We start from the raw sequence: 24,381 nt of genomic DNA, 5'->3' as shown, positions 1-24,381 counted from the left end.
CTACCTGTCAATACCTTTTTCCAATTTTTTTATTTTTTCTTGATAAAAAAACTTGATAGTCGAACCCATTCTATTAAAACAGATAGCGACTCATCAAGCTTGATTATTATAAAATCGTATTATCTTGAAAATCTTTTAAGTGATTTTTTAAATCTTTAAGCATGGCTCTTCTTCCTTTAAAGCGCTCGTTGCTCATCAACCTCTGATAATTATCCAATCCAACATCATCAAGAGTTCTTTTATAATTGTCAATCGCTTCTCTGAAGGCAACTAACTCATCTAGAAACAACTCTTTTGACTTCAAACGATGACCAATCTCACTCACTTCTTCATAAGGCTGGCGGTCCAATTTGCGCTTTTGGCTTTCTTGTTTACGAATTTTATCATGTATATGATTTCTGAATTTTGTTTTGAAATAACGATAGAGTTTTTCCTCATCGTTTTCAATTCCTTTTTCTTTAAGTAGAAGTTCGTATAAAACTAACATTCCTTCTTGATCCCAATCACTATGTTCCCACAAGTGTATATAGTAATCTTTCTTACACTTCCAAACTATCCATTTCACCTTCTCATAAGTAGTTCTAAAATCCATAGTTCCTCCTTAAAATTTACTTGACTTAATTCTACTGTAAATAGAAAGCAAGGTGGACTCTTTCTTCTAAAAAGCATCTTTCAGGAGCTCTTCTGACTCGAATAACTATTTTTAAGTCATTTCAGGCACATATTTAGTCATTTGGGAGGATTGTGCGAAGTCTGAAAGCAAAAAAATCAAATGCTTACACATTTGATTTTTTAAACCTAGCTCCGCCAGTAGGACTCGAACCTACGACATCATGATTAACAGTCATGCGCTACTACCAACTGAGCTATGGCGGATTATATAGTCCGTACGGGATTCGAACCCGTGTTACCGCCGTGAAAAGGCGGTGTCTTAACCCCTTGACCAACGGACCATTTCTTGTCCTTATGCAGAACATATTCCATTATATCAGCTTTTCTTCCTTTGTCAATAATTATTTCAGAAAAAGAGAAAAAAGTTGGAATTTCTCCAACTTCTTCTACTCGGAACTTTTTTCTTCCATTTTCGTTTTAATTTCATCATAAGAAAGCGCATGAGCTTCTTTGTCTAATTCAAGTTCAGACTCTTCTGGCATTTTGCCAGTTTCATACAATGATTTAATCTGATTGCTATCCAAAGTTTCATATTTAAGAAGCGCTTCAGCAATCAATTTATGAGTTTCGCGATGGGACTGGATAATCTCTGCAGCTTTGTTACGAGCTTCATTAAGAAGTTCTCTTACTTCTTCGTCAATCTCATATGCAGTCTGTTCTGATATTGATTTTTGAGGACTGGCTGCACCAAACATAGCATGATTGCCTTCGTATTGAACCGGACCAAGTTTTTCGCTCATTCCATATTCTGTTACCATACTGCGGGCCATCTGAGTTGCCTGTTCAAAGTCATTAGAAGCACCCGTTGTTTGAACATTAAAGATAATCTCTTCAGCTACACGGCCACCCATAAGACCAGCTAATTGCTCTTTCATATCTTCTTTAGATAGAAGCATTTGGTCTTCTTTAGGCAGGGCAATCATATATCCGCCAGCGCGTCCACGAGGGACGATGGTTACTTTATGTACGACACGCGCATTTGATAATACCAAACCAACAATAGTATGTCCAGCTTCATGATAAGCAACCATTTGACGATCGCGTTCAGACACCATCTTATCTTTCTTAGAAGGTCCTGCGATTACCCGGTCTTCTGCTTCATCAATATCATCTGCATCAATGACTTTCTTGTTACGACGAGCAGCAACCAAAGCAGCTTCATTCAAAACATTTTCCAAATCAGCACCAACAAAACCTGGTGTCTGCTGAGCAACTAGTTTCAAATCAACATTTTTAGCCAGCGGCTTATTCTTAGCATGAACACGAAGAATGGCTTCCCGACCTTTAACATCAGGACGACCGACCAACACTTTTCTGTCAAAACGGCCAGCACGCAGCAAGGCTGGATCCAATACATCCGAACGGTTAGTAGCCGCAATGATAATGATTCCTTCATTGCCTTCAAAACCATCCATTTCAATCAAGAGCTGATTAAGGGTTTGCTCCCGCTCATCGTTACCACCGCCAAGGCCAACACCACGCTGACGACCGACTGCATCGATTTCATCGATGAAGATAATGGCAGGAGCTGCTTTTTTCGCATCTTCGAACAAAGAACGAACCCGGCTTGCTCCGACCCCAACAAACATTTCTACAAAGTCGGAACCTGAGATACTGAAGAAAGGAACACCTGCTTCTCCAGCAACTGCCTTAGCAAGCAAGGTTTTACCAGTTCCTGGAGGGCCTTCTAGAAGAACACCAGCAGGAATACGAGCACCTAATTTGGTGTAACGTTTCCGATCTTTCAAAAACTCAACAACTTCTACTAGCTCTTGCTTTTCTTCCTCAGCACCAGCTACATCCGAGAAACGAACCTTGATATCTTCTTTGTTAGCAGCACGCGCCTTATTGCGCCCGAAATTCATGGCACCGCGAGCACCGCCGCCACCACCTTGATTCATCATGGACATAAAGAAGAAGATGACAATCACAAAAGGAACGATGGAAGTGAGGATTGTAATCCACATTCCGCTTGAACTTTCGCGCTTTATGCTGATTTCAGTGTTATGCTCAGAGGCTAATTTTTGTAAATCAGAAATTGTAATATCTGACGGTAAAATAATACTTGTGAATTTTTCTACTTTAGAAATGTTTGGAGTGAAAAATAAAATCCCTGTATCTTCTTTTGATTCCTGAGGTGTTTTGTAAGTACCTGAAATCTCGACGACACTGCCATTTGGCTGGTAGCTCATCTCCGTGACATTATTTTCCTTAATTTCCTTCACTAATTCTGTGTAATTGATTTGCTGACTGCGACCGCCAGTATCTCCTGAGAAGAAATACTGAAACCCTGTCACTAGGACAACAATAATCAGAATATAGAGAAATGGATTTTTTATAAAACCATTGTTTTGCTTATTTTTCATCTATTAATAGTAAACCTTTATTTTGTATAAACTTCTTCTTTCAAAATACCAATATATGGAATATTACGATAGTTCTCATTGTAATCTAATCCATATCCAACAACAAATTCATTTGGAATTGTGAAACATGTATAATCAGCATCGATTTCAACAATACGCCCTTCTGGCTTATCCAAAAGTGTAGCAATTTTTACTGATGCAGCATTTCTTTCCTTAAACAAATTGCACAGATTTTTTAAAGTCTGACCAGTATCAATAATATCCTCAACAAATAAAATATCACGTCCTGTGATATCTTGATCAATGTCTTTAATAACATTAATGACACCTGAGCTAGCAGTACCACCATGGTAGCTGGAGACCAACATAAAATCAAGCTCAATATGTGTATCAATATGCTTGATTAGCTCAGCCATAAAAGGCACGGAACCTTTTAAAATTCCAACAAAAATTGGATTTTTACCTTGGTAGTCTTTGGTTAATTGCTGACCAAGCTTTTTTGCAGCATCCACGATTTCATCATGGGAAATCAATATTTTTTTGATATCTTGTTCTAGCATAATTTTACCCATCTATTTTCTGAATATAAAGTACAGTACTCATTATATCACTTTTTAATGCCTTACTCAAATCACTGACAGCAATATTTAAGATTGCTAAAATTTGATGATTTTGTTCCACTATTACAGATGAATTCCGTTCTTCAAAGGAAACCTTCTTATCAATAAAAAGACGACGAAGCTTTTTGTGATGACCATTCAGCAAAATACTGTCTCCTTCTTTTCGGAAACGGAGTGTCAGCGAAGTTTCACGCGAAACAAAAATTTTCTGGATATTTTCACCGCTCAAAGGAATCCCAAATGAAAATCGATAATGCCCAAACTCAATCAGATTCTCAAATTCTAACAAAATTGAATCCATTTTTAAATCGGGCTTACGACTGATTTTTTTAATTTCAAAACGCTGGTAATCCTTAACAAGCTCATAGTCTTTTTTCAAAGTGTGCTGATAATTGGCCTTAGTCCGCAGGATGTTCAAAACCTCCTCAAACTGCTGCTTGCTCAGATTCAGCCCAGGAAAATTTTCGAGATAGTTCTGCAATAGAAAACGTTGAACCTGGGGGATTTGCTGATGAAAGACTTGGACATTTTCTATATCTAAATCTCTGGTCAAGTGAGACAAAGCGGTCTGCCAATCTTCAATTTCCTTTCCCAGATACCGCAAAGAATCCTTAAATTGTGGGTTTTCTTTTTCTAGATCCGGCAGATAAAGATTGCGAATTCGATTTCTGAGATAATCATTTTGAAAATTACTGCTATCTTCAAAATACTGAATATCCGGAAAGTCTGACTTATGAAAAGTAAGCAAAGGACGAATCAGCTCCCCACAAGCAAAAGGCTGGACAGCTTTCATGCCGGACAGATGACGAAGTCTAGCTCCACGCAGCAGCCGCATAAAAACAGTCTCAGCTTGATCATCTGCGTGGTGGGCAGTTACCAGAGCTGTATAGTGCCCCTCCTGCATCACTTTCCCGAAAAAATCATAACGAAACTGCCGAGCAGCATTTTCTGAAAAATTACCAGAAAAACTTGATGTAAAAATCTTTACACCAAGCTGTTCCGCAATCTTTACCAATGCCTTTTCTTCTTGATCTGACTCTGGCCGCTGTTTGTGATTGACATGAGCAATCGCAAGCTCGATAGCCAGTTCTTTTTGAGAAACAATCAACAGCTGCAGCAGTGTCATAGAATCCAGTCCACCTGATACAGCAATCAAAACTTTTCGATGGTCTTGGAAATACTTTTTCTCCTGCATTTTTTTAAGAAATTCTTGCTTAATCATTTCAGGACTCCATAGACATCGTCTGCTATCTGAGAAATATTATCGTAGGTTGCATTATTAGTAAAAATGACAATGATAAAAGGAGAATCTGTATAGACAATCGCAGCATCATGCTTGAAATCATAGGCATCACCAATTTTATGAGCCACTTTAACATCTATATTTTTAGAAATCCGCTGATTATCATAATTTGTCTGAGACAAGGCATCGATAATCATGCCATTTTGCTCATAGATAGCTTCCAAAACATTCCCAGCCATACGTGAAGATGCTTGTCTTTCTTCCACATCCCATTTCTTTCCAGCTATTTTGTTGATCGTCTGCTGAAAATTTTTATCAGATTGATTGGTCGCATAATAGCCTAAAATATTGTGGGCGACATTATCTGATTCTTTGGCCACTCGATTAATCAAATCCTGAACTGAATATTCCTTGTCATCAGCTGACTTAGCAATGCTGCCACTTCCTTCTGGTTCGTAAGCACCTGCAAAATCATTGACTGCTCCAATATACTTGAACTTCTGATCTAACGAAAGTTTTTTCTGATCCAGCTGTTCCTGCACATAGTAAAGATAAGGCAGTTTGGTCACACTGGCCGAATACATCTCTTGATCTTGATTGATACCTGCTTCTTTGCCTGTGTCCAGCTGTTTCACATAGATAGAATAGTCCGCCTTGTTGTACTTACTGCTCAAAATTTCTTGAACTTTGTCCATTCGATTATCAGTCTCATCCAGAAATTCCATAGAAACCCAGCCCTGTCCTTCAATCTGGGCATAAGTTCCTTTGACTGTCTGGACAATTTGAACAATGTTTACTTTTGTATATGGAGCTACTGTTGCATTGATTTTTTTAACTCCGTTGATATTGGCTTTATCATAAAGAGTAAAACCGGGTTTCAGCCACATTTCTTGATGGATATCTTCGATTGACTGGACAGTATCTTCGTAAATTGTATTTTTATCCGCTATCACAAACTGCCCATTTTTCAGTTTGAAAATCGGGACTTCTTCTTCATTTACATAAAATCCAGTTATCTGGATAGGCTGGTCTGGAACTAGCTTTCCAGCAGTCTTACTCAGAGTAGAATCTGTAAATGTAGGAGTTTCTTCATAAACATTAGGATTTGTCGGGATGCTTTCATAATAGCGTCCATACGCAGTGCTTGTAAAATGATATTTTTCTTCCTCGTCTAATACGAAATCTTTTTCGGTACTAATAACTGTGATACTGCTAAATAAAGCTGGCAGCAAAAATATCAGTAACAAAAACTTACGCATGTTTTCCCCTTTCCTCTTGATTTTTTTGAAGTTTCAAAGCTTGATTTTTTTCAGACAGTTCTTCCAATTTCTCATCTGAAAATTCCAAGAACTGCTCAATTGTTTTTAGTAAATCTTCCATAACTACTGTGGTAATAAATCTGGGATAGTATAAATGTACTCACCCTCTTTTGAAAAAGAGTATTTAGCGCGTGCATACTTAGCAGCATAGCTGTCATCTTTTAACTTTGTTGCTATATCAGATTGATAGACCTTTTCTTCGCTGAGCGTCTGATATTTCTCCTGCAGTTTAGAATACTGTTCACGACGCTGCAGCAAGGTTTGATAACTCTGGTACAAATTATAGGTAGGTAGAATAAATAAGAGAATCACCAAAATCAGAACCCAGCCCATAAAACGGTTACGTTTCCGCCGTTCCTGATCCACATATCTGCGGCGTTGATTTTCATCTTGAATAAAACGATTATTGAGTTGGACGATATTTTTAGGCATCTTCTTCTATCCTTGTTTCACTGACGATTTCGTACATTTTAGCTGCATCTTCTTTTTTGGTACTGTCTTTCATCTCCAGAACCTTTACAGTCAAGAGTTTATTACCAAAGCGTACTTCAACCAAGTCATCCACTTTCAAATCTGTTGAGCTCTTGGCCAAGATACCGTTCACTTTTATCCGACCCTTGTCAGCTACTTCTTTAGCCACTGGACGTCGCTTGATAATCCGTGACACTTTCAAATATTTATCTAATCTCATCCTATTACCTCATTTTCTCTTAATTTATTATTCTACCATTTTTTGAGAAAAATAGAGCTTAAAAAGCCAAACTTCACTGAATTGTAACCTTTATTCTGCCTTGCGCTGTTTAATTTCCAGCATCTTTTCTCCAAAATTAACCAGACCTTCTAAAATCTCATAATCTTTTTTGTTCCTCACATCAAAAATTACTTCAATCAAGCCATTTTTTTCACCAATTCGAGCCTTTAAATTCGTCATCGAAAGTGCTTCAAAATAGTCCTGCGTCAGATAAAGCTGCTGCGAAATCTTCTCAAAATGAATACTTACTGCATTCTGCTGGCGTTCCACTGACTTTACAAAAGCCTGATCTAAATAAGACTTAGCAAGTCCAATCTCCAATAAATAGGCTACAACATCAGGATATTCCCCAAAGCGATCAATCAATTCATTCTGTAGATTTTCATAATTTACACGGCTGTCAATCTCACGAATCCTCTTGTAAATTTCAATTTTCTGTCTTTCATCAGAAATATAGTCATTAGGAAGATAGGCATCAATCTGCAGATTAATCTCTGCATTGCTTTTTTGACGCTTGTTTTCTCTGCCCTGCTTTTTAGCAATGGCTTCTTCTAGAAGCTGTGAGTACATCTCAAAACCAACAGAATCAATAAAGCCAGATTGCATACTTCCTAGGATATTTCCAGCCCCCCGAATAGACAAATCTCGCATGGCTATCTTAAATCCAGAACCTAACTCTGTAAATCCCTTGATAGCCTCTAGACGCTTTTCAGAAACTTCTGTTAAGATCTTATCTGGTCTGTACATCAGATAAGCGTAGGCAATCCGATTACTGCGTCCAACCCGTCCACGAAGTTGATACAAGGTTGACAGCCCCATGTGGTCAGCATTTTCTACAAACAAAGTATTGGCATTTGGGATATCAACTCCAGTTTCAATAATGGTTGTGGTCACCAAAATATCGTATTCTCCATTGATGAAATCCAGTAAAGTATTTTCTAAACGAATCTCACTCATTTGACCATGAACATAGCCTATAGAAACTTCTGGGATTAACTCTCTTAATTCTGAAACTTTCTGTTCGATTGTGTCAACCTTGTTGTAAAGGTAGTAAACCTGTCCACCTCGGTCTATTTCACGTAAGACAGCTTCTCGAATCACTGTAGGATTGCTTTCTAAAACATAGGTTTGAACAGGATAGCGATTGGTAGGCGGTGTCTCAATAACTGACAAATCGCGGATCCCCAGCATAGACATATGAAGAGTTCGAGGAATAGGAGTTGCTGTCAAGGTCAGGACATCAACTTTCTTTTTCAATTCCTTTAATGTTTCCTTGTGCTTAACTCCAAAACGCTGCTCTTCATCAATGATGATTAAACCTAAATCTGCAAATTCTACATCTTTGGATAATAGTCGGTGGGTTCCAATGATAATGTCAACCTGTCCCTTCTGCAGCTTATCCAAAGTCTGTTTTTGTTCTGCCTTACTCCTGAAACGGCTGAGTACCTCGATATTGACCGCAAAATCATTAAAGCGTTCTTTAAAGTTAGTATAGTGCTGCTGGGCTAAAACCGTTGTTGGTACTAATACAGCCACCTGTTTATGATCGTTGACAGCCTTAAAAGCAGCCCGCATAGCTACTTCTGTTTTTCCAAAGCCTACATCACCAACTAAGAGCCGGTCCATCGGACGACTGCTTTCCATATCCTTCTTCACTTCCTGAATACTTCTTAGCTGGTCCTCTGTTTCAACATAGGGAAAATCATTATCAAATTCCTCTTGATTAGAATCATCCGCTGAGAAAGCAAAACCTTTTAGCTGGCTGCGTTCAGCATATAGTTTAATCAAATCATCCGCAATATCCTGAACCTGATGCTGAACTTTTTGCTTACTCTTCTGGAAACGACCGTCATTAAGCTTATTTACCTTAGGTGTTTTTCCATCGCTGGCAACATACTTTGATAGGAGATCAATCTGGTCAACAGGAATCGAAATACGATCAGAATTTTGATATTGAATCGTCAGATAATCACGGTGGACACCAGATATTTCAATCGTTTCTATTCCCAAATAACGTCCTATCCCATGAATATTATGGACAACATAATCCCCTTTTTCTAGCTCATTATAATCTTTCAGTCGTTCGGCATTTGAGATATTCTGTCGCCGGATTTTTCGTTTTATTTTCTTGTGAATAATTTCGTACTCTGTAATAAGAACAATTTTCTCATCTACGAAATTAAAACCCTGAACAAGATTTCCTTCTATAAGCTGAACTGCATTTTTGTGAATCTCAGCCTCTTTTATATAGTCTAAATGAATATCATATTCCTGTAAATTTTTATGTAAACTTTGTAAACCTGCCGAAGAATTTGCTTGTAAGATTATTGTATAGCCAGATTTTTTATAGCGATTAATTTCTTCTTTGAGCAAGGGAAATTGACTGAAAAATTCTTGCATTGGGTACTGATTGAATTGATACAAAGCATCAAATTTCAGATTTCCCAAACCTTTTTGAAAGCTTGAAAAGAAAGTGGCTGGTTTATATTGACGATAATCTTGGTACTTATCTGCAAAATATTTCTGACTTGATAAAGCTTTACAATTTTGTAAATCATCTGTCAACAAACTAGCTGTTTCCAGTTCAAATTGAGCATGTCGATCCACAATTTTTTGAAAATCATCAAAAAATACAGGACTATGAACAGGCAAGTAGTCTAAAATAGTCCATTCTTTCTGATAAAAATAAGAAAGGAATTTGCGAATATCTGCATGATGGAACTCCTCTTTGGCACTTATTAGTAGCTCTTCTAAGTAAGATTTCAAAGCAGGATCAACAGCTTTTTCTAAAATAGCTTCCAGATTTTCTCGTCCTCGAGCATAATCTTTCTCAGAAAGCAGGATATCAGAAGCAGGTTTAATCAAAATACTTTCTATGTTATCAATTGAAGTTTGATTTTCTGGATTGAAAATCCGAATACCATCAATTTCATCTCCAAAAAACTCCAGGCGATAAGGTGCCTCTGCTGAGCGCTCAAAAATGTCTAAGATGTCTCCTCTTAGACTATATTCTCCCTGACTTAAAACTTGAGACACCTTCTTGTATCCTGATCTTGACAACATCTTTACAAGATTATTTAGGTCATATTCTTGTCCAACTATCAAATTTATGTTGGTTGTTTTAAAATCAATGGGATCAGGCAAGAGTAATTTACTAGCCGCAACATTAGTAACTAGAATTCCAGACTTTTGATGGTCTATTAAAAAGTTCAGAGCATCTAATCTTGAAAATATTTTTTCCTGTGAGGCAAAGACAAATTCTGCTATAGGAGTATCATCTGCTAAGAAAGTATATACCCTGTCTTCTCCCAACAAAGAAATCAAATCACTAGCCAAACGATCTGCTTCATTTTGACTAGAAGTCAGCACAAGGATTTTCTCTGCTTCTTCTAATCCAGCCGCTATAGTAATTGCTTTTGTTGATGCAGACAATCCCATTATCAACTGTCTGCTGTTTTTATGGAGATTTTTCTTCCAATCTGAAATTTGCTGGTTTTGACAAAATAAGTCAATCAGGTTCATTTTATTATCCATTGTATTTCTGCATAGTTTGTTCAAAATTGCCTGACTGTAAATAATAATTTACAGCCTTGTCAACCTTATCAAGAGTCTTCAGAATTGTTATATAATCATCTGTATCAAATTTTCCTAGAACATGGTGAACCACTGTCATGCCTTCTTTAGGACGGCCAATCCCTATCTTTATCCGTTTAAATTCTTGACTTCCAATGTGTTTGATAATAGATTTAATACCGTTATGGCCACCAGCTGAACCCTTGCTGCGCAAACGAATCTTACCAACTTCCATATCCAAATCATCATAGATGACCAATAAATCCTCTATATCTAAACCATAGTATGCTAGTAAAGCTTGAACGGCCTTTCCGCTCTCATTCATAAATGTAGTTGGTTTGACAAAATAAACTTTTTCACCATTTAGAAAAGTAGAGGCGATATCTGCTTGAAAGATTTTATCAGCTGTAAACTTTAAATCAAGGTCTTTACAAATCTTGTCAACTAGCATAAAACCAACATTATGCTTGGTTTCGATATATTTTTCTCCTGGATTTCCCAGACCGACTATTAACTTTACCATTTTTCTCCTTTATAAAAGCCAAAAGGGCTGGAAAAAATTTTCCAACCTAGAATTTTTAAACTTTACAAATACTTTACACATTAAATCTAAATTCCATAATATCGCCATCTTGAACGATATATTCTTTTCCTTCTTCGCGCAAACGTCCAGCTTCTTTAACTGCTTTTTCGCTACCATAGTTCACTAGGTCATCATAAGACATAGTGACTGCTCGAATAAAGCCTTTTTCAAAGTCTGAGTGAATAATGCCAGCTGCTTGCGGAGCTTTCATTCCACGCTTAAAGGTCCAAGCACGCACTTCCTTTTCACCAGCTGTAAAGTAGGTTCCAAGTCCCAACAGATGATAAGCTGCTCTGGTCAGTTTATCCACACCTGATTCTGTCAAGCCGATAGCTTCCAAAAATTCTGACTTGTCTTCATCGTCCAATTCAGAAATCTCTTCCTCTGCACGCGCGGAAATGACAACAACTTCAGCATTTTCTGTAGCTGCAAATTCACGAATCTGCTTCACATAGTCAATATTATCTGGATCAGCCACCTCATCTTCACTGACATTGGCCACATAGAGAACTGGCTTAGTCGTTAAGAGAAAGAGCCCTTTGACAATTTTTTGCTCTTCTTCTGTGAATTCAATTGTGCGAGCTGACAGACCATCTTCCAAGACAGGCTTAATTTTCTGTAAAACATTAAATTCTGCCACTGAATCCTTATCTTTTTGAGTACGAGCCATCTTCTCTACGCGCGCATAACGTTTGTTAATACTTTCCAGGTCTGCTAAAATCAATTCTAGATTAATGGTCTCAATATCTGCCATTGGATCTACAAATTCAGAATCACGACCTTGTTCCCGCATGACATTTTCATCATCAAAGGCACGCACTACATGGACGATAGCATCTACTTCGCGGATATTGGCTAAGAATTTATTCCCTAGTCCTTCTCCTTTTGAAGCACCTTTCACAATTCCAGCAATGTCAGTAAATTCGAAGGTTGTTGGAACTTTCTTCTGTGGTTTGATTAGTTCTGTTAATTTATCCAAACGTGCATCCGGAACTTCTACCCGCCCGACATTTGGATCAATTGTCGCAAAAGGGTAATTAGCTGCTTCTGCACCTGCTTTTGTAATTGCATTAAATAAAGTTGACTTACCAACATTGGGTAAACCAACGATTCCTGCTGTCAAAGCCATTCTTATCTTCTCCATTCATCTTTTCAATCCAAACCATTATACCATAAATCCTTATCCTAAACAGCGGATTTAAGTTATTTTTTCTAGCTTTCTTTACAAAAATGTAAAATAAATTGAAGAAAAAAATGGTATAATATAGCTAATATTCTTATTAAAGGAGTCCCTAATGAAAAAGAATACTTTCAAAACACTTTTTCTTTCCTTCCTTGCGATTTCCGCTTTGTTTGTTTTAGCTGCCTGCAGCAGTCCTAAAAAAGCTTATTTCCAGCTGATTGACCAAAATACTAAGCAAGATAGCCGCATCACTGTTGAATATAAAGGTGATGAACTTCTTATAAACGAAACAAACAACACCTTCTACTATAAACCAGTTGGTTTGACAAAAGACACTGCTAAAGAGCAGACAGAAGCCTATGCTAAATCTATTGAGGGTATCAAAGGATTAACTCATAAAATCGAGTACAAAGATGATTATTTAACTGAAAAACTGACAATCGATTTTAGCAAAGCTGATATTGAAGAACTACAAAGTAAACAGCTTCTTCAAACATCTGGTAATCAAAAAGCGGATTATATCAGCTATAAAGAAACTGCTAAATTACTTGAAAAAGCAGGTTATAAAGAAGTTAAAGACGGTAAATTTGAAGATCTTAAATAAAAGCAAAATGGATAGGACTTTTTAAGTCCTATCCATTTTTGATTGAAAAATCAGAAAAAATCTAAATCTAATCTTCAGCAATGCAAATTAGTTTTCTACAATAGCATTTACGATGATTTTTTAGTTCAATCTATTATTTTCTTCATTTTTCTTTCAAAATCGTGACGACTCATCATTACAAGATGTTCACAATTGGTGCAACGGATTTTGATATCTGCACCAACCCTTGTGATTTCCCAGCGATTCGCCTTTTTTCCAGTCGATTTAATGGTGCAGGCATGCGGCTTTTTCATTTCTACAAAATGACCAATTTCATACATTTTCTTTCTCCTTTCAAGGAACTATCATAGTCCAGGAAGAAATATTAAGCATCTATCATACTTTATCAATGAAAAGAGCTTAGGACCAAGAATTAAAAATCTTTAACTTGTCCCACTGCTTTTCATCTTAATTAGTTCTGACAGGTGTAATCAGCTGAATAAAGTTTTCTGTGTCTTCACTCGGTACCAAGGTGAAAGGACGAACGGATGAGATAAAACTAATCGTTACTTTTTCACTGTCAATGGCTTTCAAAGCATCAATCAAATAAGTTGGATTAAAGCTGATGGTCAAATCTTCGCCAGTTACACTTTCTGTATCAATTTCTTCGTTAACACGGCCTACCTCTGGTGAATTTACATGGGCACTAACAATACCGCCTGCAATCTCCAGTTTAACTGTTCCATTCTGTGTGGCATTAGACAAGAGACGAGCGCGTTCCATAGCTGCGCGCAAATCAGAAGTATTAAAAGTAAGGATACTAGTAAATTCAGTTGGAATCAAACGATCTGTATCTGGATAATTTCCTTCCAAGAGGCGGGTGTAGAAGCTGATATTTTCGCTTCTGAAAAGAATTTGATTGTTAGCAAAGAAAACCTCTACCGTTTCAATTTCATCGGTAAAAACAGCCGTAAATTCACGTAAAGAGCGACTTGGAATGACTACGTCAAAATTATCTCCGTTTTTCTCCAGAGTAATTTTCTTTTGACTCATTCTGTGGGAGTCTGTCGCAACTGTTTTCAAAGAACGGTTATCTGTCAAAACAAAGTGAACACCAGTCAAAATTGGACGGCTTTCCTGAACACTGGCTGCAAAGGCTGTTTCGTTAATGACATCTTTGAGAATTTTTGTTTCAAGAACCAAGGGATTGCTGGCAGAAATTTCCTGGATTCGTGGATACTGGTCAGCGTCTTTTCCTTTCAGGGTAATCTCTGATTTGCCGCTAGTCAAGACGATTTGTTTTTGTTCAATTTCTTTAAAATCCAAAATAATATCTGGCAAGCTGGAAACAACATTAATAAAGAAAGTCGCTTCTAATAAAATTGAACCTGTTGAGTTGACAAGCAAGCCTGCATTTTCATTTTGAGTAGAAATAAAGTTTTCAATTGACACTTGGCCATTTGAGCCGATTAAGGTGATTCCTTCTTTGGTAACATCGATTTTTACAGTAGAAAGAATAGGAATTGCATTTTTATGGCTGATAGCCCTTTTAGTAGTATTTAACGCTTGTAAGAAGAGATTTTTATTAATAGAAAAATGAATCATGGGATCTCCTTTTTATTTATTTATGATTATAAGATTAATAGTAATAGTAGTTTGTGTGAATTATGTGGAAAAATAGCTTTATCCTTATTCTAACAAGTTTTGAGACTTGTTCACAAAGTGTGGATAAGTTTTGAAAAAAATCTGTAGTTTTCCACACGCTATTTAATTTTATTCTTGATGCTTTCAATTTCTAAACGCAAATTGTCGTCTGATTCAATCATAGTTTTGATTTTTCCATGTGCATGTATAACGGTCGTATGGTCTTTCCCGCCAAACTCACGGCCAATTTTAGGCAGACTGTTGTCAGTCAGCTCACGAGTCAGATACATAGCTACCTGTCTAGCTAAAACGATATTTTGCACTCGACGGCTGCCTTTCATCTCTTTGACACTAACACCATAGAATTTCCCAACTTCAGACTGAATCTTATCAATCGGAATAACTGTTACCTGGCTTGAATCCTGCTTGCGTGCTCGAATAGCCTCTGCAGCGATATCAATAGTGATTTCCTTCAGATGACGAACTCTAGCGATGAGACTGATGTCATTCAAAGCACCTTCCAAGTCGCGGACATTGGAGTCGAATTGTCCTGCAAGATATTCCAAGGTATCATTCGGGAAAATATAATCCAAATCTTCTATTTTGTTTCGCAGAATTGCAATTCGTGTTTCAAAATCTGGCGGTGTAATATTCTGAGTTAATCCCCATTTAAAACGTGTCACTAAGCGTTCTTCCAAATTGTCCAGATGATCAGGACTGCGGTCGCTGGTTAAAACAATCTGTTTATTTTCACCATGAAGAGCATTGAAAGTGTTGAAAAATTCTTCCTGAGTTGAAACCTTTTTTCCTCCCAAAGATTGAATATCATCAATTAGCAGAAGATCCAGACTACGATAGATTTTTTTAAAGCTATCCATCTCTCCCAATCTTAAATGTTCAAGGAAGTCGTTAATAAAGGTTTCAGCCGGTATATACTTGACACGCGCATCTGGAATATTTTCTAAAATTTGATTGCCAATAGCATTTAATAAATGAGTTTTACCCAGGCCAGGTCCTCCATAGATAAAAAGAGGATTATAGGTTGTGGCTAGATTCTCAGATACCGCTAAGGCAGCAGCTTTAGCCCAGATATTTCCGTCTCCCTGAACAAAATTATCAAAGGTATATTTTGACTTTAAGCCAGTATCAATAGGTGGCAAGCTTGGCTGAACAGTGCTGATTTGAGGACTAGTTACTACAGATTTCGAAGTTTCAGTGTTAGTTTCTTCTTCAAAAATATACTTTCCAGCAATCTGATCATTAAAAATCTCAAATCCTGCAGTAAGAATAACTCCTACTAAGTTTTGCTCCCAAAATAGTTGTTTCACCGGACTATCCAGGAAAATAACAGCTTGTTTTTCTTCAACTTTAACAAGCTTAGCCTCAGCAACAAAGAAATCATAAGTTGTCTGTTTTAGCTGAGCATGAGCCAATTCTAAAATACGATTCCAAAAGTCCTGTTCTTTGGTCATAACTTCCCTCCTTTTCTATAATTTTCTGATTCATACGCATCTTATTTTATCATAAAGGTTCAAAGTTTTCCACAAGAACTGGAAAAGAATTCACATTGTTAGTTAAAGTTATCCACAGAATGTGAATAAAGTTAAAATTTCTTATTCTAATAGGCTTCCTAATTGATTTAACAGTGGATAATTTTGTTATTTTAAAAAAAGAAAATAACAGTTTTATTTAAAACTGTTTATAATTCTTTGATATTCTTCTTCGGTTTCAAAAGGAATAATCAGCTTTCCTTTACTCTGGCTTTTTAACTGAATAGAGACGTCCAGACCGAGAATTTTTTTTATTTTTTCCTCTTCAGATTTAGCAAACAGTTCTTTATTAGATTTCTTTTTGATGCTCTTTTTTTTCTGGAGAAGCTTTTCAACTGCTCGAACCGATAAATCTTCTCGACAGATCTTTTCCAGCCATAGTAACTGTTCCTCTTCTTTCAAGGGAACCAGCAGGCGAGCATGTCCTTGAGAAATCTCTTCTTCCTTGATAGCTTGGCGAACTTCTTTAGACAGCTGTAAAAGTCTGACAATATTGCTGATATAGGGTCTAGATTTTCCCATGATTTTAGCAATTTCATCATGTGTCAAGCCTTTGTCAATCAAATTTTGATAAGACTCAGCTTCTTCTATAGGATTCAAGTCTTCTCTTTGAAGATTTTCGATAATGGCCTGTTTCAACATGTCATCATCAGATAATTCTTTGACAACAGCTGGGATCGTTTCTAGGCCAAGAAAAGAGGCAGCTCTAAATCTCCGTTCTCCTGCTAAAATTTCATAACCAAAAAGTGAAGATTTCCGAAGAATGATTGGCTGAATGAGACCATTTTCTTTGATTGATGCTGCCAATTCTTCAATCTTTTTTTGTGAAAACTCTTTACGAGGCTGATAAGGATTGGTTCGAATGTCTTTAAGTGCAATATATTGAAAGTTTTCCATTTGTATATAGAATAACACACCTTTACGATTGTGTAAAGGTGTGTTGACAATCTTGTAAATAAGTTAATTTGAGCTTAACTCTTTTGTTGATTTAGTGAGTTTGATTTTGACTGTTTGAGATTTACCATCTCGGTAATAAGTAATCTCTACCTCATCTCCAATGCTATGCTTGTAGAGAGCAGACTGAAGGTCACTAGTGGATTCCACATCTGTGTTATCTACTTTTGTAATGACATCATTTTTTTGAAGTTTGCCATCAGCAGGCATTCCTTGCTGAACAGAGCGAACAAGAATACCTGATTTCACTGAAGAAGGAAGATTTAATTTAGAAAAATCAGAAGTTGTCAGATTAGATAAATCCATCATTTGAATTCCTAAAGCAGGACGTGTGACTGTTCCATTTTTTTCAAGTTGATTGATAATATTTACGACATCATTAGATGGAATCGCAAATCCCATCCCTTCAACAGAAGTTTGACCATTTGTTGAAATTTTACTTGAAGTAATCCCAATAACTTGTCCTTGGATGTTAATCAACGGACCGCCAGAGTTACCAGGATTGATTGCAGCATCTGTTTGCAATGCAGTTGTTGAAATATTTTCACCATTTTCAGATTGTAATGTAACGTTTCTGCCTAAACTAGAAATAATTCCTTGTGTTACAGAGTTAGCATATTCTGTTCCAAGAGGACTTCCGATAGCGATAGCTGTCTCACCGACTGTCAGAGAACCAGAATCTCCAAATTCAGCGACATCAGTTACTTTTTCAGAGCTAATTTTAACGACAGAGATATCTGAATAAACATCTGATCCAACTACTTCACCTGGAACCTTGTTTCCATCAGCTAGCAAGATATCTACATTAGTTGATCCGTTCAGAACGTGGGTGTTGGTTACCAGATAGGCTGATTTTCCGTCCTTTTTATAAATTACGCCAGAACCTTCACTGGAGATTTGTGATTCATCGTTGGAAGATTCATCATTGATAACGCTGCTGGAAGATTCAGCATAAGTAATTACTGAAACAACGGCATTTTGAACCTTTTTCACAGCTTCTGAAATGTCAGTAGAGTTTTTATATGAAGTAGTTACACTGGTTGTTGAATTTCCATTCATTTTTACACGTGAAGTTACTAATGTAGTAACATAATTTCCTAAACTTCCACCGATAAAACCTATAATTAACACTGCAAAAAGCAATAAAGCCCTTTTGAAGGCAGTTGAAGAGTTTTTCATGTTTTCCTCCTTGAATTACAATTGATGAAATTATAGTTAGCTAAACTTAATTATAACTTAAATCCTCTAAGTTTTCCACACCTTGTGGAAAACTTAGAAAAACTGTTGATAGTCATTAGAAAATACACAGATTAGCCGATTCCCAGATAAATTTTACTTGTTAATAAAGTGTGAAGTATAGATGAATATGATAGAATAAACTTATGAAAATAAAACTTGTAACAGTTGGAAAACTGAAAGAAAAATATTTAAAGGATGGAATTGCTGAATATATGAAGCGTCTCAATCGATTCTGCAAGGTGGAAATGATTGAGCTAGCGGATGAAAAAACACCTGATAAAGCTAGTGATTTAGAAAATCAGCAGATTCTTGAAAAGGAAGGAAATAAAATTCTGGCTAAAATCAATGAGCGTGAATTTGTTATTGCTTTGGCAATTGAAGGAAACCAATTTCCGTCAGAAAAGTTTAGTCAGCTCATGATGGATACTACAGTGCATGGCTTTTCTGATATCACTTTTGTTATTGGCGGAAGTTTAGGTTTATCTCCTGCAGTAAAAAAACGGGCAAATCTTCTGATGAGTTTTGGCAAATTAACGCTACCTCATCAACTGATGCGCCTTGTTTTAATAGAGCAAATCTATCGAGCTTTTATGATTCAGCAGGGGAGTCCTTATCATAAGTAATCTTGACGGCAATCCTATTTTCTGATAGAATGAGATAGTATTGGTCTCATAGCTCAGCTGGATAGAGCATTCGCCTTCTAAGCGAACGGTCGCAGGTTCGAATCCTGCTGAGATCAGAAAGGTAAAAAAATGCGAAGTATTTTACAATATTTCGTGTTTTTTTCTTCTATTTTTTTGGTATAATGTCATTTTGGGGATAAAAAATGACATTTCAGGGAAAATTGTCACTAACTTTTTCTATTTTTCTATAATGATAAATGTAAGGTGACTTACAAGATAAAAAGATAGGAGATAGTTATGAAAATCTATTCTTTTCAAATTGCTGCAAATAGCAATTCACTTGTTCAAACCTTTTGGGATATAAGAGGTATTCCAAATCCATGGGATTGGATTTTTGGAAGATAAGAATTTTAAAGTTTAGGGGAGAAATTTATGTCACTTGAAATAATAGGATTAATTGTTCATCCTTTTATTAATGTAGCTGCATTTTTAGTGATTTTATCAAAAATCACTAAAATTAAGCATACTTACTTTTTTGTAGGTGTTTGCTTTGGTCTTGAGATTATAATTCCGTTTATAATTGCTTTTTTAGGGCATGTGTTTTCATTTGAAATCTCATTTCCATCATATACACTGTCATTTTTTCTCCCTCTATTTTTAGTTTGGTATTTTTGTAGAGTTGAAAAAATTAAAAAATATCAATCTTTCTTACTTTCCTTCTTTTTATGTCTGTCAATTGATAGTTCTACTACTTTCTTTTCTGTTATTATTTCATCTGTTTTAGGAGATGATTTTGTAGCTCAGTACATGGGCTTGTTTCTGACATGTATCAACTTAATATCCTTGTTCTTTATGGTAAAGGTTATTGATATTTTTGATTTCAGAATAGATTATCTTAAAAGAAGTTTCTTTAAATCTCAGATTCTGATGATTAGTAGTTTATATGCAATAAATTGGCTGATTTTAAATCTCTCTCATTGGATTAGTAATATAAGACATTTCAACAGTTTTAGCAGTATGATTGCTACTATTTGTTTCTTGGCCTTTCTTTCTACTTTGGTGACATTCAAGGACAGCCGTGAGAAATACGAGAAAGAAGAGCGTTTGCGTCAAAAAGAATCTGAACAGCTTCGACTTCAGGAATATACTGATGAAATTGTGAGATTATACCATGAAATCAAAGGATTTCGTCATGATTATGCTAGCATGTTGACGAGTATGCAAGTGGCTATTCAAACTGGAGATATCAAGGAAATTGAGCACATTTATCAAGAGGTCTTGGCTGATGCAAATTTGAACCTGCGTTCAGATAAATATACAGTTTTTGATTTGAATAATGTAGGAGATTCAGCTTTAAGGAGTGTCATGACTGAGACAATCTTTCAAGCGCGTGAACATCAGATTCAGCTGACTTTTGAAGTTAAGGATAAAGTGGAACGCCTTCCAATCAAGTTGTTAGATCTGGTGAGAATTGCTAGTATTTTATTAAATAATGCTATTGAGAGTGCCATTGACAGTCTAGAAAAAATTGTTCATGTTTCTCTGGTTCAGCTGGATGATAAAACCATATTTGTTGTTCAAAATTCTCGTAAAGAAGGAAAATTGGATTTGGAAGAACTCTATCAGCCCGAATTTTCAACTAAAGGAGAAAATAGAGGCTACGGATTAAATAACATCAAGGAAATTTTAGATAGGTATGAATTTATCACTCTTGATACACAAATTGAGCCAAACAATTTTACACAGATTTTAACAATTAGGAGATAGAATTTATGAAAGTGTTAGTTTTAGAGGATACCGTATCTCATCAAGTCAGGATGGAAACGACATTAGCAGAAATTGCTGAGGAACTTGGAATTGACATCCAGGTTCAGGTTACAGGAAAAATCAAAGAATTCAAAAAATATATTGAAAATGGAGACGTTAACCAGCTTTATTTTTTGGATATTGACATTAAAGGAGAGGAAACAAAAGGGCTAGAAGTAGCTCAATTTATCCGTCATCATAATCCTTATGCCATTATAGTTTTTGTAACCTCGAAATCTGAATTTGCTACTATGACTTTTAAATATAAAGTATCAGCACTTGATTTTATTGATAAAGACATCAACAATGATGCTTTTAAAAATAGAATCAAAGACAGTATTCTTTACACTAAGAGTACACTAATTGAAAATACCAATATGGTAGATTATTTTGAATATAGTTATCGTGGCAATGATGTTCGAATGCCTTATAACGATATTTTGTATATCGAAACGACAGGGAGCTCTCATAAACTTCGGATTGTCGGTAAAAATTTTCTCAAGGAGTTTTATGGAACGATAACAGATATTCAAGAAAAAGATCAGCAATCTAAACGATTTTTTTCACCACATAAATCTTATCTGGTTAATATTGGCAACATTGTTGATTATGACAAGAAAAATCGAGAAATTATTTTTTACGAAAATCATCGCTGTCCGGTCACTCGTTTAAGAGTGAAATATCTGAAAGATATTTTCGAAAATAAAGGGAAAAGAGTTGACAAAGCTTAAAAACCTGATATAATGGAATATGTTCTGAAAGAGAGCATACCATATGGTCCGTTGGTCAAGGGGTTAAGACACCGCCTTTTCACGGCGGTAACACGGGTTCGAATCCCGTACGGACTATATTATCCGGCATAGCTCAGTTGGTAGTAGCGCATGACTGTTAATCATGATGTCGTAGGTTCGAGTCCTACTGCCGGAGCTAGAGACACTCCTAGTGGGGTGTTTTTTTATTGTTCAAGAAAAGGCCTTCACTAGCATTTTAATGAAGAGCCTTATTTTTTAATTGGTAAGGAAATGTTTTTTTGATATATTTATATTCTCTGTCGTTTCCTATGTAGAAAATTATAACAAACAAATAAGATTATGCCAGATATGAAGGCAATGCCACCTTCTTTCAGTCCATTAGGAATGAAAGTGAGGACAACATTTCCTTCTCCTTTTTTCACATCTAATTTCATAAAGCCGTTTTGAGCTCGTTTTAGTGTGACAGGCTTCCCGTTAAGAGTGGCTGACCATCCCTTATCATAAGGAATGGTAAAGAATAATGAAGTATCCTTTTCCGCTCTATAGTTTGTTTTTACTGTGTTTAAATCAGTAGTTGTGGAAACGGGCTGCTCTTTTAATTTTTGAATGACATTTTGATATTGCTCAGTATTAACGGCAAAAAATTCTGGCGTATCAAAAGAAACCGTCGAATTGTTTGGGAATGTAAAGCGAATAGATACTGTTTGACTTTGACTGAAATAGCCAGCATTAAAGAAAGGAAATACATTATTAGTTGTATAACGTTCTGTAAAGTTATTGACAGTAATGTCAACATCTGTCTGATCATCATTACTAAAATCAATCCCAGCAACATTAACATATAGTTGACTGTTAGCAGGTACATTGACAGTATAGATTACACTAGCAAAGCTTGTATTATGCTCTCTGTCAACATCCACAGTCACTCTGTTACCAATTTGCTTGACATTTTCATTAGTAGTTATAGCATCTACTTTATCATAATATTTAAAATCAAAGCCAGTCAATTGATTCAAAAATTCTGTCTGATTATCTAAAGTCAAATTTGTAAACTTTACATCATGGTAAATATCATTGGTCAGAAAAGCTAAACCAAGTGCAGCATCATTTTGGTAGAGAGACATTTCTTTTTCAGTTTTCTCAGGAAGAAAACCAAATTTTTGAGGATCTGTTTCAGATAGATTGTAGCGAACACCAAAAATACTGTCCATTAAAATACTGTTGTTTTGATAACGGAGATTCAGATTTGTTCCTGCTGATTTAAAACCAAGTTTATCTAAAGTAGAACTTGCCTGAGTATTTCGAACAGATGAGAACTGGGAAATTCCATTGTAGTTGAATTTCATACTGTCATTTCCCGTTTGTGGATTCAATCTTTCAGTTCTAAAAAAGTCAATATTTTCCTTTTTGGAATAATTGACAAGCTTGTCAATCTCGTCAAGATGACTAGCGTAAGATGAACGAGTGGCAAATACCCATTCTTTAGCAATTCCTCCAACTTGATAATAGGAATTAAGCGACAATTCAAAAGTAACAAAGAAGAGCAAGACAGGGAGAATGATTTTTGGTTGAATAGAAGATTTTGCTAAGACAAAGCTAATCAAGAGATAAGCCAGCAGAAATTCTAATGTTAGAATATAATTCTCAGGACCCAAAAAGTCATAATGTTTTCTCTGAATAAAAGTAAGAATGAATCCGAGGCTGAGCAAAGTGAAACTAATGGCAACATTCATTACTTTCACATCTTTCCAACGATTTAAAGTCTCAGCAGCCATATAGATAACTATCAGAGAAAATAGCCAAGAATAACGATGAAGAAACATGTTCGGAGCATGCATTCCCTGCCAAAGTAAGTCTAAATATTGAAGATAAAAACTAGCTATGAAAATTGCAATAAGTAAAAAGTAGCAAAGTTTCACGTGAAACTTAACAGATTTTAAGGTAAAAAATAAGATAGCCAGAATCAATGGGAAGGTGCCGACATAAATCATAGGGATAGAACCATACTTGGTTGTATCAAAACTGCCAATAAAATTTTTAGCAAACACATCTAAAAACCAACTTTTTTCTGTCAACAAGGAAGAAACTTTTGTTAAGGTTTCACCATGAGTACTTATATCTAGGTAAGTTGGCAGAATCATGACTAGGCTAGTCAGACCTGCTAAAGCAGATACGATTGTAAAGTCAAGTAAACTTTTAATTCTATTTTTGAAATCCCAAGATAATTGAAGAAAGTACCAAAAGACCAAAAAGATTGCCATCATATATCCAAAATAATAATTTTGGATGAAGAGAATTGACAGTGTTGTAAAGTATAGTACTCTGCCTTTTCCAGTTATCAACCTATGTAAACCTAGAACAATTAAAGGTGCAAGGATAAACACATCCAGCCAGGTTTTAATTTCCAATTGACTGACTGAAAAACTCATTAAAGAAAATGAAGTTGAAAGAGTGATGATGAGTAAAGCTGGAATCTTTTTGAATATTCCTTTGATGCTGATAAAGGCAGAGAGTCCAATTAATCCAAACTTGATTAAGGTAAATAGATAGACGGCATCTGGCATTGATTTCAAATCAAAGAAATAAACCAAAGGAGATAGGAAGCTACCTAAATAATAACTGGATAAAGCATAGAAATTCTGTCCAAGTCCACTGGAGAAAGTATAGAAAATACTATCTGTGCCATGAAGAATATTTCTTAGGTTGGTATCAAAAATGACATATTGATGAAAGCCGTCACCAAGCAAGGGAGACGTTTCGCTATTCCAGTAAATTCCATACATCAAGTAGACAAAGAACATGATGAAAAATGGAAGAAAGAAGGCACAAAAATAAGGCCAATTTTTTTTAAAATATTCTTTAATGTGATTCATATTTCTTATATAGAAAGAGGCAGAAACGTTGTTTCATGCCTCTGTAA

The 24,381-nt window shown here is 35.9% G+C and carries 22 protein-coding genes and 5 tRNA genes; 8 read left to right on the top strand and 19 right to left on the bottom strand.

Annotated elements, in window-relative coordinates:
* Positions 1 to 106: 106 nt before the first annotated feature.
* The 13 genes from O3627_RS10415 to ychF all read right to left on the bottom strand — a co-directional run bounded on the left by O3627_RS10415 (position 107) and on the right by ychF (position 12,256).
* A complete protein-coding gene (locus O3627_RS10415; protein WP_002899502.1) occupies positions 107 to 592 on the bottom strand; it encodes a transcriptional regulator in 486 nt (161 codons plus the stop codon).
* Positions 593 to 802: 210 nt separating this feature from the next.
* Positions 803 to 876, bottom strand: a tRNA-Asn gene (locus O3627_RS10410).
* A 5-nt stretch (positions 877 to 881) separates the two neighbouring features.
* Positions 882 to 953: transfer RNA gene (locus O3627_RS10405), tRNA-Glu, on the bottom strand.
* Between the two features lie 105 nt (positions 954 to 1,058).
* On the bottom strand, positions 1,059 to 3,038 hold the full coding sequence (gene ftsH / locus O3627_RS10400) for an ATP-dependent zinc metalloprotease FtsH (protein ID WP_002894312.1): 1,980 nt from the start codon (positions 3,036 to 3,038) through the stop codon (positions 1,059 to 1,061).
* Positions 3,039 to 3,055: 17 nt separating this feature from the next.
* Complete coding sequence (gene hpt, locus O3627_RS10395) at positions 3,056 to 3,598, bottom strand: hypoxanthine phosphoribosyltransferase (RefSeq protein WP_032909165.1); 543 nt, start codon at positions 3,596 to 3,598, stop codon at positions 3,056 to 3,058.
* Between the two features lie 4 nt (positions 3,599 to 3,602).
* Complete coding sequence (gene tilS, locus O3627_RS10390) at positions 3,603 to 4,880, bottom strand: tRNA lysidine(34) synthetase TilS (protein ID WP_002899506.1); 1,278 nt, start codon at positions 4,878 to 4,880, stop codon at positions 3,603 to 3,605.
* Positions 4,877 to 6,160 carry a serine hydrolase gene (locus tag O3627_RS10385; RefSeq protein ID WP_002899508.1) on the bottom strand — a complete coding sequence of 428 codons (1,284 nt, stop codon included), beginning with the start codon at positions 6,158 to 6,160 and terminating at the stop codon, positions 4,877 to 4,879. The genes tilS and O3627_RS10385 overlap by 4 nt, the downstream gene beginning before the upstream one ends.
* A complete protein-coding gene (locus tag O3627_RS10380; protein WP_002899509.1) occupies positions 6,153 to 6,281 on the bottom strand; it encodes an SP_0009 family protein in 129 nt (42 codons plus the stop codon). The genes O3627_RS10385 and O3627_RS10380 overlap by 8 nt, the downstream gene beginning before the upstream one ends.
* Positions 6,282 to 6,283: 2 nt before the next feature.
* On the bottom strand, positions 6,284 to 6,652 hold the full coding sequence (locus O3627_RS10375) for a septum formation initiator family protein (protein ID WP_002899511.1): 369 nt from the start codon (positions 6,650 to 6,652) through the stop codon (positions 6,284 to 6,286).
* Complete coding sequence (locus O3627_RS10370) at positions 6,645 to 6,911, bottom strand: RNA-binding S4 domain-containing protein (protein ID WP_002894302.1); 267 nt, start codon at positions 6,909 to 6,911, stop codon at positions 6,645 to 6,647. The genes O3627_RS10375 and O3627_RS10370 overlap by 8 nt, the downstream gene beginning before the upstream one ends.
* A 90-nt stretch (positions 6,912 to 7,001) precedes the next feature.
* Entirely contained in the window at positions 7,002 to 10,505 is a 3,504-nt protein-coding gene (gene mfd / locus O3627_RS10365) for a transcription-repair coupling factor (protein ID WP_125382948.1), read from the bottom strand.
* Positions 10,498 to 11,067 carry an aminoacyl-tRNA hydrolase gene (gene pth, locus O3627_RS10360; RefSeq protein ID WP_049552984.1) on the bottom strand — a complete coding sequence of 190 codons (570 nt, stop codon included), beginning with the start codon at positions 11,065 to 11,067 and terminating at the stop codon, positions 10,498 to 10,500. Before pth ends, mfd begins: the two co-directional genes overlap by 8 nt.
* Before the next feature lie 73 nt (positions 11,068 to 11,140).
* Positions 11,141 to 12,256 carry a redox-regulated ATPase YchF gene (gene ychF, locus O3627_RS10355; protein ID WP_268690584.1) on the bottom strand — a complete coding sequence of 372 codons (1,116 nt, stop codon included), beginning with the start codon at positions 12,254 to 12,256 and terminating at the stop codon, positions 11,141 to 11,143.
* Between the two features lie 166 nt (positions 12,257 to 12,422).
* Between ychF and O3627_RS10350 the strand changes: the two genes are divergently transcribed.
* Complete coding sequence (locus O3627_RS10350; RefSeq protein WP_002922817.1) at positions 12,423 to 12,914, top strand: DUF1307 domain-containing protein; 492 nt, start codon at positions 12,423 to 12,425, stop codon at positions 12,912 to 12,914.
* A 125-nt stretch (positions 12,915 to 13,039) separates the two neighbouring features.
* Here O3627_RS10350 and O3627_RS10345 read toward each other — a convergent pair whose 3' ends face one another.
* From O3627_RS10345 to O3627_RS10325, 5 genes are all read right to left on the bottom strand, one after another.
* On the bottom strand, positions 13,040 to 13,234 hold the full coding sequence (locus tag O3627_RS10345; protein WP_049552985.1) for a DUF951 domain-containing protein: 195 nt from the start codon (positions 13,232 to 13,234) through the stop codon (positions 13,040 to 13,042).
* Positions 13,235 to 13,361: 127 nt separating this feature from the next.
* Positions 13,362 to 14,498, bottom strand: coding sequence for a DNA polymerase III subunit beta (gene dnaN / locus O3627_RS10340; RefSeq protein WP_268690585.1), 1,137 nt, complete (start codon positions 14,496 to 14,498; stop codon positions 13,362 to 13,364).
* 158 nt (positions 14,499 to 14,656) lie between these two features.
* On the bottom strand, positions 14,657 to 16,009 hold the full coding sequence (dnaA, locus tag O3627_RS10335; protein ID WP_002894294.1) for a chromosomal replication initiator protein DnaA: 1,353 nt from the start codon (positions 16,007 to 16,009) through the stop codon (positions 14,657 to 14,659).
* A 213-nt stretch (positions 16,010 to 16,222) separates the two neighbouring features.
* Complete coding sequence (locus tag O3627_RS10330) at positions 16,223 to 16,984, bottom strand: ParB/RepB/Spo0J family partition protein (RefSeq protein ID WP_004185002.1); 762 nt, start codon at positions 16,982 to 16,984, stop codon at positions 16,223 to 16,225.
* A 63-nt stretch (positions 16,985 to 17,047) separates the two neighbouring features.
* Complete coding sequence (locus O3627_RS10325; protein ID WP_002922824.1) at positions 17,048 to 18,220, bottom strand: S1C family serine protease; 1,173 nt, start codon at positions 18,218 to 18,220, stop codon at positions 17,048 to 17,050.
* 203 nt (positions 18,221 to 18,423) lie between these two features.
* Here O3627_RS10325 and rlmH point away from each other — a divergent pair, with 203 nt between their 5' ends.
* The 7 genes from rlmH to O3627_RS10290 all read left to right on the top strand — a co-directional run bounded on the left by rlmH (position 18,424) and on the right by O3627_RS10290 (position 21,636).
* On the top strand, positions 18,424 to 18,903 hold the full coding sequence (rlmH, locus tag O3627_RS10320; RefSeq protein WP_343092160.1) for a 23S rRNA (pseudouridine(1915)-N(3))-methyltransferase RlmH: 480 nt from the start codon (positions 18,424 to 18,426) through the stop codon (positions 18,901 to 18,903).
* A gap of 42 nt (positions 18,904 to 18,945) precedes the next feature.
* A tRNA-Arg gene (locus O3627_RS10315) sits at positions 18,946 to 19,019 on the top strand.
* Between the two features lie 181 nt (positions 19,020 to 19,200).
* Positions 19,201 to 19,308 (top strand): hypothetical protein, encoded by a 108-nt coding sequence (locus O3627_RS10310; protein ID WP_032909851.1) that lies wholly within the window; start codon positions 19,201 to 19,203, stop codon positions 19,306 to 19,308.
* A gap of 27 nt (positions 19,309 to 19,335) precedes the next feature.
* Positions 19,336 to 20,670: a competence system sensor histidine kinase ComD gene (comD, locus tag O3627_RS10305; RefSeq protein WP_268690587.1), complete on the top strand. Its 1,335-nt coding sequence runs from the start codon at positions 19,336 to 19,338 to the stop codon at positions 20,668 to 20,670.
* Positions 20,671 to 20,675: 5 nt separating this feature from the next.
* Complete coding sequence (comE, locus tag O3627_RS10300; protein ID WP_002899424.1) at positions 20,676 to 21,440, top strand: competence system response regulator transcription factor ComE; 765 nt, start codon at positions 20,676 to 20,678, stop codon at positions 21,438 to 21,440.
* 45 nt (positions 21,441 to 21,485) lie between these two features.
* A tRNA-Glu gene (locus O3627_RS10295) sits at positions 21,486 to 21,557 on the top strand.
* 5 nt (positions 21,558 to 21,562) lie between these two features.
* Positions 21,563 to 21,636: transfer RNA gene (locus O3627_RS10290), tRNA-Asn, on the top strand.
* A 112-nt stretch (positions 21,637 to 21,748) separates the two neighbouring features.
* Here the strand turns inward: O3627_RS10290 and O3627_RS10285 are convergent.
* Complete coding sequence (locus tag O3627_RS10285) at positions 21,749 to 24,334, bottom strand: YfhO family protein (RefSeq protein ID WP_125382951.1); 2,586 nt, start codon at positions 24,332 to 24,334, stop codon at positions 21,749 to 21,751.
* Positions 24,335 to 24,381: the final 47 nt, after the last annotated feature.

Source organism: Streptococcus sp. 27098_8_82, from assembly GCF_041431615.1.
GTDB classification, from domain to species: Bacteria; Bacillota; Bacilli; order Lactobacillales; family Streptococcaceae; genus Streptococcus; species Streptococcus sanguinis_K.
The sequence above is the reverse complement of the archived record's forward strand: the minus strand, read 5'-3'. Positions and strand labels throughout refer to the sequence as shown.

Coding starts and splice junctions, on each gene's coding strand:
- O3627_RS10415 (WP_002899502.1), bottom strand. CDS start 592: ATGGATTTTAGAACTACTTATGAGAAGGTGAAATGGATAGTTTGGAAG.
- ftsH (WP_002894312.1), bottom strand. CDS start 3,038: ATGAAAAATAAGCAAAACAATGGTTTTATAAAAAATCCATTTCTCTAT.
- hpt (WP_032909165.1), bottom strand. CDS start 3,598: ATGCTAGAACAAGATATCAAAAAAATATTGATTTCCCATGATGAAATC.
- tilS (WP_002899506.1), bottom strand. CDS start 4,880: ATGATTAAGCAAGAATTTCTTAAAAAAATGCAGGAGAAAAAGTATTTC.
- O3627_RS10385 (WP_002899508.1), bottom strand. CDS start 6,160: ATGCGTAAGTTTTTGTTACTGATATTTTTGCTGCCAGCTTTATTTAGC.
- O3627_RS10380 (WP_002899509.1), bottom strand. CDS start 6,281: ATGGAAGATTTACTAAAAACAATTGAGCAGTTCTTGGAATTTTCAGAT.
- O3627_RS10375 (WP_002899511.1), bottom strand. CDS start 6,652: ATGCCTAAAAATATCGTCCAACTCAATAATCGTTTTATTCAAGATGAA.
- O3627_RS10370 (WP_002894302.1), bottom strand. CDS start 6,911: ATGAGATTAGATAAATATTTGAAAGTGTCACGGATTATCAAGCGACGT.
- mfd (WP_125382948.1), bottom strand. CDS start 10,505: ATGGATAATAAAATGAACCTGATTGACTTATTTTGTCAAAACCAGCAA.
- pth (WP_049552984.1), bottom strand. CDS start 11,067: ATGGTAAAGTTAATAGTCGGTCTGGGAAATCCAGGAGAAAAATATATC.
- ychF (WP_268690584.1), bottom strand. CDS start 12,256: ATGGCTTTGACAGCAGGAATCGTTGGTTTACCCAATGTTGGTAAGTCA.
- O3627_RS10350 (WP_002922817.1), top strand. CDS start 12,423: ATGAAAAAGAATACTTTCAAAACACTTTTTCTTTCCTTCCTTGCGATT.
- O3627_RS10345 (WP_049552985.1), bottom strand. CDS start 13,234: ATGTATGAAATTGGTCATTTTGTAGAAATGAAAAAGCCGCATGCCTGC.
- dnaN (WP_268690585.1), bottom strand. CDS start 14,498: ATGATTCATTTTTCTATTAATAAAAATCTCTTCTTACAAGCGTTAAAT.
- dnaA (WP_002894294.1), bottom strand. CDS start 16,009: ATGACCAAAGAACAGGACTTTTGGAATCGTATTTTAGAATTGGCTCAT.
- O3627_RS10330 (WP_004185002.1), bottom strand. CDS start 16,984: ATGGAAAACTTTCAATATATTGCACTTAAAGACATTCGAACCAATCCT.
- O3627_RS10325 (WP_002922824.1), bottom strand. CDS start 18,220: ATGAAAAACTCTTCAACTGCCTTCAAAAGGGCTTTATTGCTTTTTGCA.
- rlmH (WP_343092160.1), top strand. CDS start 18,424: ATGAAAATAAAACTTGTAACAGTTGGAAAACTGAAAGAAAAATATTTA.
- O3627_RS10310 (WP_032909851.1), top strand. CDS start 19,201: ATGAAAATCTATTCTTTTCAAATTGCTGCAAATAGCAATTCACTTGTT.
- comD (WP_268690587.1), top strand. CDS start 19,336: ATGTCACTTGAAATAATAGGATTAATTGTTCATCCTTTTATTAATGTA.
- comE (WP_002899424.1), top strand. CDS start 20,676: ATGAAAGTGTTAGTTTTAGAGGATACCGTATCTCATCAAGTCAGGATG.
- O3627_RS10285 (WP_125382951.1), bottom strand. CDS start 24,334: ATGAATCACATTAAAGAATATTTTAAAAAAAATTGGCCTTATTTTTGT.